General features: G+C 69.2%; 15 protein-coding genes. 14 read left to right on the top strand and 1 reads right to left on the bottom strand.

The genetic code is table 11. The features are described 5' to 3' along the window. Positions 1-130: 130 nt before the first annotated feature. The 4 genes from fumC to LW587_RS13270 all read left to right on the top strand — a co-directional run bounded on the left by fumC (position 131) and on the right by LW587_RS13270 (position 4,213). Positions 131-1,549, top strand: a complete 1,419-nt coding sequence (fumC, locus tag LW587_RS13285; protein ID WP_232630065.1) for a class II fumarate hydratase — start codon at positions 131-133, stop codon at positions 1,547-1,549. Between the two features lie 61 nt (positions 1,550-1,610). After that, entirely contained in the window at positions 1,611-1,799 is a 189-nt protein-coding gene (locus LW587_RS13280; protein ID WP_232630064.1) for a DUF4169 family protein, read from the top strand. Then, positions 1,796-2,047: a ribbon-helix-helix domain-containing protein gene (locus LW587_RS13275; RefSeq protein WP_232630063.1), complete on the top strand. Its 252-nt coding sequence runs from the start codon at positions 1,796-1,798 to the stop codon at positions 2,045-2,047. Before LW587_RS13280 ends, LW587_RS13275 begins: the two co-directional genes overlap by 4 nt. Before the next feature lie 450 nt (positions 2,048-2,497). Continuing rightward, positions 2,498-4,213 carry a methyl-accepting chemotaxis protein gene (locus LW587_RS13270; RefSeq protein WP_442919146.1) on the top strand — a complete coding sequence of 572 codons (1,716 nt, stop codon included), beginning with the start codon at positions 2,498-2,500 and terminating at the stop codon, positions 4,211-4,213. A 15-nt stretch (positions 4,214-4,228) separates the two neighbouring features. Here LW587_RS13270 and LW587_RS13265 read toward each other — a convergent pair whose 3' ends face one another. Then, on the bottom strand, positions 4,229-4,714 hold the full coding sequence (locus tag LW587_RS13265; RefSeq protein WP_232630062.1) for an MmcB family DNA repair protein: 486 nt from the start codon (positions 4,712-4,714) through the stop codon (positions 4,229-4,231). A gap of 363 nt (positions 4,715-5,077) precedes the next feature. Here LW587_RS13265 and rplN point away from each other — a divergent pair, with 363 nt between their 5' ends. The 10 genes from rplN (at position 5,078) to rplO (ending at position 9,405) form a co-directional block, all read left to right on the top strand. Further along, a complete protein-coding gene (gene rplN / locus LW587_RS13260) occupies positions 5,078-5,446 on the top strand; it encodes a 50S ribosomal protein L14 (protein WP_012253654.1) in 369 nt (122 codons plus the stop codon). Next, positions 5,446-5,760, top strand: coding sequence for a 50S ribosomal protein L24 (rplX, locus tag LW587_RS13255; RefSeq protein ID WP_232630061.1), 315 nt, complete (start codon positions 5,446-5,448; stop codon positions 5,758-5,760). Before rplN ends, rplX begins: the two co-directional genes overlap by 1 nt. Further along, positions 5,753-6,319: a 50S ribosomal protein L5 gene (gene rplE, locus LW587_RS13250; protein WP_056247424.1), complete on the top strand. Its 567-nt coding sequence runs from the start codon at positions 5,753-5,755 to the stop codon at positions 6,317-6,319. The genes rplX and rplE overlap by 8 nt, the downstream gene beginning before the upstream one ends. Before the next feature lie 49 nt (positions 6,320-6,368). After that, complete coding sequence (gene rpsN / locus LW587_RS13245; protein WP_091947089.1) at positions 6,369-6,674, top strand: 30S ribosomal protein S14; 306 nt, start codon at positions 6,369-6,371, stop codon at positions 6,672-6,674. Positions 6,675-6,686: 12 nt separating this feature from the next. Further along, positions 6,687-7,082, top strand: coding sequence for a 30S ribosomal protein S8 (gene rpsH, locus LW587_RS13240; protein WP_192282721.1), 396 nt, complete (start codon positions 6,687-6,689; stop codon positions 7,080-7,082). Positions 7,083-7,098: 16 nt separating this feature from the next. Next, a complete protein-coding gene (gene rplF, locus LW587_RS13235) occupies positions 7,099-7,632 on the top strand; it encodes a 50S ribosomal protein L6 (protein ID WP_232630060.1) in 534 nt (177 codons plus the stop codon). A gap of 12 nt (positions 7,633-7,644) precedes the next feature. After that, a complete protein-coding gene (gene rplR / locus LW587_RS13230) occupies positions 7,645-8,007 on the top strand; it encodes a 50S ribosomal protein L18 (protein ID WP_232630059.1) in 363 nt (120 codons plus the stop codon). An 89-nt stretch (positions 8,008-8,096) separates the two neighbouring features. Continuing rightward, positions 8,097-8,675 carry a 30S ribosomal protein S5 gene (gene rpsE, locus LW587_RS13225; RefSeq protein ID WP_232630058.1) on the top strand — a complete coding sequence of 193 codons (579 nt, stop codon included), beginning with the start codon at positions 8,097-8,099 and terminating at the stop codon, positions 8,673-8,675. Between the two features lie 12 nt (positions 8,676-8,687). Next, entirely contained in the window at positions 8,688-8,882 is a 195-nt protein-coding gene (rpmD, locus tag LW587_RS13220; protein ID WP_232630057.1) for a 50S ribosomal protein L30, read from the top strand. A gap of 13 nt (positions 8,883-8,895) precedes the next feature. Next, on the top strand, positions 8,896-9,405 hold the full coding sequence (gene rplO / locus LW587_RS13215) for a 50S ribosomal protein L15 (protein ID WP_232630056.1): 510 nt from the start codon (positions 8,896-8,898) through the stop codon (positions 9,403-9,405). Positions 9,406-9,502 lie beyond the last annotated feature (97 nt).

The following is a 9,502-nucleotide window of genomic DNA, read 5'->3' as shown; positions in this document are numbered from 1 at the left end:
GCGGTAATCTGGGCGGCAATCTTGGCGGTAACGGAGCGATCGATGCGTCATCCGCCCTTTGCGAGCGGCATCGCGCCGACGATCAGGCTTCGTTAAGTAGGGGGCCAGCCGACCCAACGAAGAGGCCACGATGTCGCCGCACGAGTCCCCCGCTGTCGAGACCCGCACGGAGTCCGACACCTTCGGCCCGATCGAGGTGCCCGCCCACCGGTACTGGGGCGCGCAGACGCAGCGCTCGATCCAGAACTTCAAGATCGGCACCGAGCGCCAGCCCGCGCCGCTCGTCCACGCCCTGGGCATCGTCAAGCAGGCCGCCGCGCTGGTGAACCGGGATCTCGGCGGGCTCGACCCGAAGATCGCCGACGCCATCGCCGAATCCGCCGCCGAGGTGGTCGCCGGCCGGCACGACGACGAGTTCCCGCTGGTGGTCTGGCAGACGGGCTCGGGCACCCAGTCCAACATGAACGCCAACGAGGTCATCGCCAGCCTCGCCAACGAGCGGCTCGGGGGCAAGCGCGGCGGCAAGTCGCCGGTCCACCCCAACGACCATTGCAACCGCGGCCAGTCCTCGAACGACACCTTCCCGACCGCCATGCACATCGCGGTCGCCCGGGAGGTGCAGGAGCGGCTGCTCCCGGCTTTGTCCCACCTGCACGACGCCCTCGACGCGAAGGCGAAGGCCTTCGAGAGCATCGTCAAGATCGGCCGCACCCATCTCCAGGACGCGACGCCGGTCTCGCTCGGCCAGGAATTCTCCGGCTACGCCGCCCAGGTGGCGCTCGGCGGCGCCCGGGTGGCGGCGACGCTCCCCGGCGTGCTGGCCCTGGCCCAGGGCGGCACGGCGGTCGGCACCGGGCTCAACGCGCATCCGGAATTCGCCGAGCGGTTCGCGGCCAAGGTCGCGGAGCTGACCGGACTGCCCTTCACCAGCGCCGAGAACAAGTTCGAGGCGCTCGCCACCCACGACGCCCTCGTCTTCCTCCAGGGCGCGCTCAACGCCCTGGCCAGCGGCCTGTTCAAGATCGCCAACGACATCCGCCTGCTCGGCTCCGGGCCTCGCTCGGGACTGGGCGAGCTGTCGCTGCCGGAGAACGAGCCCGGCTCCTCGATCATGCCGGGCAAGGTCAACCCGACCCAGTGCGAGGCCCTCACCATGGTCTGCGCCCAGGTCGTCGGCAACGGCACCACCGTGAGCTTCGCCGGCAGCCAGGGCCATTTCGAGCTCAACGTGTTCAAGCCGGTGATCGCCAACGCGGTGCTGCAATCGGTGCGCCTGCTCGCCGACGCCTCGGTGAGCTTCACCGACAATTGCGTCGTCGGGATCACGGCCAACACCGACCGGATCAGCGACCTGATGAGCCGCTCGCTGATGCTGGTGACCGCGCTCGCCCCCTCGATCGGCTACGACAAGGCCGCCGAGATCGCCAAGACCGCGCACAAGAACGGCACCACTCTGAAGGAGGAGGCGCTGCGCCTCGGCTACGTCACGGAGGAGGAGTTCGAGCGCGTGGTGCGGCCCGAGACCATGCTGGCGCCCTCCGCGGAATAGGCGCAAACTCCTGTCCCGGTGCGGAAAGGTCCGCGCCGGGTCGATGGCGGAGGGCTGACGCGTGGCCGAGATCATCAACCTGCGGCAAGTGCGCAAGGCGCGCGAGAAGGCGGCGCGGGAGGCCAAGGCCGCCGAGAACCGCGTCCTGTTCGGCCGGCCGAAAGCGACGAAGACCCTCGTCGAGACCCGCAAGGCGCTCGAGGCGTCGCGTCTCGAGGGCCACCGGCTGAGCGACCCCGACAAGACATGAGCGGCGCGCCCGCGACGGGCATCGCCAAACGGTCCGTGATGATTGCCGGCCATCGCACCAGCGTCTCCCTGGAACCGGAATTCTGGTCGGCCTTGCAGGCGATGGCCCGAGAGCGCGGACAATCGGTCCAGGCGCTGATCGGGGCGGTCGATGCCGAGCGCGGCGCGCGCAACCTGTCCTCCGCCCTCCGGGTCCACGTGCTCCGCGCCCTGCAGCCGGGCCCCCTGCCGCCATCCTCTCCCCCGTAAATCCTTCGCTCATGGCTCGGGCCTCCTCCGAAGCGTGAGCGAGCGCGGTCCGATATGGACCCGCCAGCCGTCGATCACGAACAGTTGATCGTGAGCCGCTGCCATGGCGCGAACCGGCCCGGCGCGAGCGGGGGCGGGGTCTGCCGCTGCCCGTGCGCCGGCCGCGCAATCCGCCCCGGGCCCGCCCGGCGACCTGTGGTCCAATGATCGTGAGGTGTCGCGCGGACGCTGTCAGACAACCTCATGTGGTCTTATGGGATTTACTTCTTTGTCAGGTCGGGTTTGCTGAGATTAAGTCGGCTTTAAGCAAGATGCTCGACCTTCCCCAGGTCTCCGCCAGAGACGATGGTCAGTCTCGGGCGGGGAATCATCCACCGGTCGGTGCGATGTCGGCGGAGGCGGCCGTGCGACACCGCTTCCTGGCGACACCGCTTCCTGGGAGAGAACACGATGGATCTCGGACATCGATCGGGAGCGGGTCTGCGCCTGTCCCTGACGAGCACGCTCGCGGGGCTGTTCGGCCTGCTCGCGCTGATCGCCTGCGCCCAGGGCGCGCTGTCCGTGGTCAAGCTGTTCAGCATCCAGGGCCGCATCTCCGAAGTGGCCGGCAACTGGCTGCCGTCGGTCGTCGCCATCAATGCCTTGCGGGGCGAAGTCGATCAGGTCCGGATCAAGCAATATCGCCTCGTCACCACCTCGGTGGATCCCGAGCACCGGGCCGATGCCCTGCGCCAGTCCCGGACGGCGATCGACAACGTGGCGGCGGCGCGCAAGCGCTACGAGCCGCTGATCGCCTCCTCCGAGGAGCGGGCGATCTTCGGACCGTTCGCGGAGCTGTGGGAGGGCTATCTGCGCAAGAGCCGTGCGCTGGAGGCCCTCACGGAGGCGGGACGCGGGCAGGAGGCCCTGGACATCCTCGTGAGCCGGGCGAACGTCGCCACCTATTCGGAAGTGCGCGCGGTTCTCGATCGCGCCACCGCGTTCAACGAGGGCGCGGCGCAGAAGGAGGCCGATGGGGCCTCGTCCGATGTCGGGACCGCGACATTCGTCGCCGCCCTCGCGGTCGGCGTCGCCCTCGCGGTGGCGCTCGCGGCCACGCTGCTGGGCCTGAGGCGGATCACGCGGCCGATCGCGGCGATGACGCAGACCATGGGCCGCCTCGCCGCGGGCGACGCCACCGTCGAGACGCCCCACCGGACCCGGCGCGACGAGATCGGCGCCATGGCCGCCGCCGTGCAGGTGTTCAAGGACAACCTGATCCGCGCCCGCGCCCTGGAGGCGGAAACGGCGCTCGCCCGGGCCGGGGCCGAGGCGCAGCGCAAGGCCGCGATGCACGCGATGGCCGACGGCTTCGAGCGGGCGGTGAGCGGGATCGTGGACTCCGTCGGCACCGCGGCCGCGCAGCTCCAGACGACCGCCCAGGGCATGGCCGGCACCGCCGCGCAGACCGCCGACCAGTCCAGCACGGTCACCGCCGCGGCCGAGGAGGCCGCCACCAACGTCCAGACGGTCGCGGCCGCCGCCGAAGAACTCGGCGCCTCGGTGCAGGAGATCGGCCGGCAGGTCGATGGCTCCGCCGCCATGGCCGGCGTGGCCGTGAACGAGGCGGCCCAGACCGCGACCCTGGTCCAGGATCTGAGCGGCGCGGCGGCCAAAATCGGCGACGTGGTGGCGCTGATCTCGACGATCGCCGGACAGACCAACCTGCTGGCGCTGAACGCGACGATCGAGGCGGCGCGGGCCGGCGAGGCGGGCCGGGGCTTCGCCGTGGTCGCGAGCGAGGTCAAGGAACTCGCCACCCAGACGGCCCGGGCGACCGGCGAGATCGCCGACCAGATCGGCCGGATCCAGGCATCCACCGGCAAGGCGGTGGGCGCCATCGGCGACATCACCCTCCGGATCCGCGAGATCAGCGGCGTCGCGACGTCGATCGCCGCGGCGGTCGAGCAGCAGGGGGCGGCGACCCAGGAGATCGTGCGCAACGTCGCCCAGGCGGCGACGGGGACCGGTCAGGTGACCGCGAACATCGCGAGCGTCGCCCATGCCGCGGAGCAGACCGTGACGGCGGCCAATGAGGTCCTGACGGCCGCCGCGAGCCTGTCGCGCCAGTCGGAGCATCTGCGGGGCGAGGTGCAGCGCTTCCTCGGGACGGTGCGCGCCGCCTGACGAGGCGCGGACGCCTCAGAGCGCACCTTCGCGAATCGCACCCGGATCGGCCAGAGCGTGGAGGAGGCCCGCCGCCGCATGGGCGAAGCGGAGGGTCACGGCCTTGCGCCGTGGCCCGCTCAGCGGGTGTTCCAGCGGCGCCCGCAAAACCGCCGCGCCGAAGGCGTCGGCGACGATCAACCCGCATTCCTCGGGGATCAGGCTCTCCGGCACCGTCTCGGGAATCGCGAAGAAGAACCGGTCGCAATAGTCGCGGTACTCCGGCCATTTGCGATCGGCCCGGAAGTCGGCCACGCTCGACTTGATCTCGACGATAGTGAGGCGCCCTGCGCCGCACAGGGCGATCACGTCGGCCCGGCGCCCGTTGGCGAGGGAGAATTCCGGCAGGGAGACGCAGCCCATCTCGGAGAAGAGGCGGCGCACCCCGCGCTGGACCTGCAGCGCCGTCGGCGACTGGCGGCGGTCGGGCGGCAAGACGAGATGCGCGAGAGCTGGGGACATGGCCGGGCCGACGGTTGACGGACCGCCCTTCTCTAGCAGGCGGCGGGCCCGATCCTGAACCGGGTCCGGGGGGCTTGTCGCGATTGGCCGCAGGCGATCACGGACCGCGTCCGGACCGACGGTGGTGGGTCGGTCTGCCGCGGGAGACCTTGCGCCCGCTCTCGCGCCGTAGTATGCGGCCGGCCTTCGCGACATTCGGCAAGGGTGTTCGCACCCTCCCAACGCGGTGACCGCGCCGGCGTCTCACGACGCCGTTTGCGCGGTTCGTTACATCCGGGGACGTCAAGTCCCCATCAGGCGTCGTCCGCCGGGCAATACCGTCCGCGTGCGGAAACCCGCCTGAAACCAGGAAAGGTCACTCCCGTGATCCAGATGCAGACGAATCTGGACGTCGCCGACAACTCGGGTGCGCGCCGCGTGATGTGCATCAAGGTGCTCGGCGGGTCCAAGCGCAAGTATGCCGGCGTCGGCGACATCATCGTCGTCTCCGTCAAGGAGGCGATCCCGCGCGGCCGCGTGAAGAAGGGCGACGTCATGAAGGCGGTCGTCGTGCGCACCGCCAAGGACGTGAAGCGCGCCGACGGCTCCGTCATCCGCTTCGACAAGAACGCCGCCGTTCTGATCAACAATCAGAAGGAGCCGGTCGGCACCCGCATCTTCGGGCCGGTGCCGCGCGAGCTGCGCGCCCGCAACCACATGAAGATCATCTCGCTCGCTCCTGAGGTGCTGTGATGGCCGCCAAGATCAAGAAGGGCGACACGGTCGTCGTCCTCACCGGCCGCGACGCGGGTCGCTCCGGCGAGGTCATCCAGGTGCTGCCGAAGGACGGCAAGGCCTTCGTGCGCGGCGTCAATCTGGTCAAGAAGCACCAGAAGCAGACCCAGAACGCCGAAGGCGGCATCATTTCCAAGGAAGCTGCGATCCAGCTCTCCAACATCGCGGTCGCCGATGCCAACGGCAAGCCGACCCGCGTGGGTTTCCGCATCCTCGACGACGGGCGCAAGGTCCGGTTCGCCAAGACCACGGGGGATCAGATCGATGGCTGAGGCCGACAAGAACGCCTACGTCCCGCGTCTGCGCAAGCATTACGACGAGGTCGTCCGGCAGAAGCTCATCGAGCAGTTCGGGTACAAGAACCCGATGCAGGTGCCGCAGATCGAGAAGATCGTCATCAACATGGGCGTCGGCGAGTCCACCGCGGATTCGAAGAAGGCCACCGTTGCGGCGGGCGATCTCGCTCTCATCGCCGGTCAAAAGCCGGTCATCACCCGCGCCCGCAAGGCGATCGCGACCTTCAAGGTCCGCGAGGGCATGCCGATCGGCTGCAAGGTGACCCTGCGCAAGGCGCGCATGTACGAGTTCATGGACCGTCTCGTTACGATCGCGCTGCCGCGCGTGCGCGACTTCCGCGGCCTGAACCCGCGCTCCTTCGACGGCCGCGGCAACTACGCCATGGGCCTCAAGGAGCACCTCGTGTTCCCGGAGATCTCCTACGACAAGGCGGAGCAGACCTGGGGCATGGACATCGTCGTCCAGACGAGCGCCACCACCGACGAGGAGGCCAAGGCGCTCCTCGCCCACTTCAAGTTCCCGTTCCGGCAGTAAGCCGCGCTCATGCAGCGCCGCTTAGACGCGGACACCGGAGAGAGAAGACATGGCTAAGAAGAGCTCAGTCGAAAAGAACAACCACCGCAAGGAGCTGGTCAAGCGCTTCGCCGAGAAGCGCAAGGCTCTGCTCGCCATCGCCAACGACGAGTCCCGCGAGATGGAGGAGCGCTTCGAGGCGCGCCTCAAGCTCGCCGAGCTGCCGCGCAACTCGTCGGCCACCCGCATCCGCAACCGCTGCGAGATGACCGGCCGCCCGCGCGCCTACTACCGCAAGCTCGGCGTCTCGCGCGTCGCTCTGCGGGAGCTCGGCAACCGGGGTCTGATCCCGGGTCTCGTGAAGTCCAGCTGGTAAGGGGAGGCATCCATGGTGAACGATCCCGTGGGTGACATGCTCACCCGCATCCGCAACGGCCAGTCGCGCCGTCGCAACGTCGTCCAGACCCCGGGCTCGCGTCTGCGCGCCTCGGTTCTCGACGTCCTGAAGTCCGAGGGCTACATCCGCGACTACGCGGTGTCGGACCTCGGTAACGGCCGCACCGAGTTCGCGATCGAACTCAAGTACTACGACGGTCGCCCGGTCATCCGGGAGATCAAGCGCGTGTCGAAGCCGGGCCGCCGCGTCTACTCGTCGGTGGGCGAGCTGCCGCGGGTCGCCGATGGCCTCGGCGTGACCATCATCTCCACTCCGCAGGGTGTCATGGCCGATCACGAGGCGCGCGAGCGCAACGTCGGCGGTGAAGTGCTCTGCAAGGTGTTCTGATCCGGAGGACAGCTCAATGTCTCGCGTAGGCAAGAAGCCCGTCCCCGTCCCCGCCGGCGTCACCGCCACGGTCACGGGTCAGACGGTCAAGATGAAGGGCTCCAAGGGCGAACTGCAGTTCGTCGTGCCGGCCCAGGTGAACGTCGAGTTCAAGGACGGCGCCGTCTCGGTGCAGCCCAAGGACCAGTCGAAGCAGGCCCGCTCCCTGTGGGGCACCTCGCGCGCCCAGGTGGCGAACCTCGTCGAGGGCGTCTCCAAGGGCTTCGAGAAGAAGCTGGAGATCACCGGCGTCGGCTACCGCGCCGCGATGGCCGGCAAGGCGCTGAAGCTCTCGCTCGGCTACAGCCACGACATCGAATACGAGATCCCGGCCGGCATCACCATCGTGACGCCCAAGCCCACGGAGATCGTGGTGTCGGGCATCGACCGGCAGCGTGTCGGTCAGGTTGCGGCCGAAATTCGCGACTATCGTGGCCCCGAGCCCTACAAGGGCAAGGGCGTCAAGTACGCGGGCGAGTTCATCTTCCGTAAGGAAGGCAAGAAGAAGTAAGGGGGGCGATTCATGTCGAACAAGAACGAAGCCCTCCTGCGCCGCAAGGCGCGGGTCCGTCGGGCCCTTCGAGCCACCGCCAACGGCCGTCCGCGGCTGTCGGTGTTTCGCTCGTCCAAGCAGATCTACGTCCAGGTCATCGACGACGCCGCGGGCCGTACGCTCGCCGCGGCCTCGAGCCTCGAAAAGGATCTGCGCGCCAGCCTCAAGACCGGTGCCGACAAGGCGGCGGCCGAGGCGGTCGGCAAGCTCGTCGCCGAGCGGGCCAAGGCCGCGGGCGTCACCAAGGTCGTCTTCGACCGCTCGGGCTACATCTTCCACGGACGCGTCAAGGCTCTAGCCGACGCGGCCCGCGAGGGTGGCCTGGACTTCTGAGGACGCGTCTTCCCTCCCGTCGCCGGGAGGGAAGCCATCGAGCGAGCGGGCCTTCGGGCTCGCGTCAGTGAGATCATAGGAACACAAGAATGGCACGTGAACGCGAGGGTCGTCGCCGCGACGACCGCGAGGAGCGCGACAGCGAGTTCGTGGACAAGCTCGTCCACATCAACCGCGTCGCCAAGGTGGTGAAGGGCGGCCGTCGCTTCGGCTTCGCGGCGCTCGTCGTCGTCGGCGACCAGAAGGGCCGCGTCGGCTTCGGTCACGGCAAGGCCCGTGAGGTGCCGGAGGCGATCCGCAAGGCGACCGAGGCGGCCAAGCGTGGCCTCATCCGGGTCAGCCTGCGTGAGGGCCGCACCCTGCACCACGACGTCAACGGCCGCCACGGCGCCGGCAAGGTCATCCTTCGCGCGGCCCCGCAGGGCACCGGCATCATCGCCGGCGGCCCGATGCGTGCCGTGTTCGAGACCCTCGGCATGCAGGACGTCGTCGCCAAGTCGCTCGGCTCGTCCAACCCCTACAACCTCGTGCGCGCCACCTTCGACGCGCTCAAGAACGAGGACAGCCCGCGTTCGGTCGCGGCCCGTCGCGGTCTCAAGGTGTCGGCCCTCCAGGCCCGCCGCCGCGATTCCGACCCGGCCGACGCCTCCGAAGCCGCTGTGGCGTAAGGGGAGGGCAGCATGGCAAACAAGACTGTCCGCGTCGAGCAGATCGGCTCGCCGATCCGCCGCGAGGCCTCCCAGCGTGCGACGCTGATCGGCCTCAAGCTGAACAAGCTGCACCGCGTCGCCGAGCTGGAGGACACTCCCTCGGTTCGCGGCATGATCCGCAAGGTCGCGCATCTCGTGCGCGTCCTCGACGACGCCGCGGCGTGAGGAGGGCTTACCCATGAAGCTCAACGAGATCCGCGACAATGAAGGGGCCGTGAAGGCCCGCATGCGCGTCGGCCGGGGCATCGGCTCCGGCAAGGGCAAGACCGCGGGACGCGGCGTGAAGGGTCAGAAGGCCCGCACCGGCGTGTCCATCAAGGGCTTCGAGGGCGGCCAGATGCCGCTCCACCGTCGCCTGCCGAAGCGCGGCTTCAACAACATCCACGCCCACGACCTGAACGAGGTGAACCTCGGTCGCGTCCAGCAAGCGGTGGATGCCGGCAAGCTCGACGCCAACGCCACCGTGACGGTCGATGCCCTCGTCCAGGCCGGGATCATCTCCCGGGCCCGCGACGGCGTGAAGCTGCTCGGCGTCGGCGAGCTGACGGCGAAGCTCAGTTTCGAGATCACACGCGCTTCCAAGTCGGCCATCGAGGCCGTCGAGAAGGCCGGCGGCTCGGTCACCACCACCTTCGCCGCCGGCGTCGCCCACCGCGGCACGCCCGACAGCGCGGTTGCGTCGGCCTGAACCGACCCTTAAATCGAACGCCGAAGCGGCGGCCCGTGCTCGCACGCGGCCGCCGCTTCCGCATTCCGGGACCGTCCGAGACGACCCGGGACATGAC

The sequence above is a fragment of the Methylobacterium sp. Leaf118 genome (assembly GCF_920984675.1).
GTDB lineage: Bacteria > Pseudomonadota > Alphaproteobacteria > Rhizobiales > Beijerinckiaceae > Methylobacterium.
The sequence above is the reverse complement of the archived record's forward strand: the minus strand, read 5'-3'. Positions and strand labels throughout refer to the sequence as shown.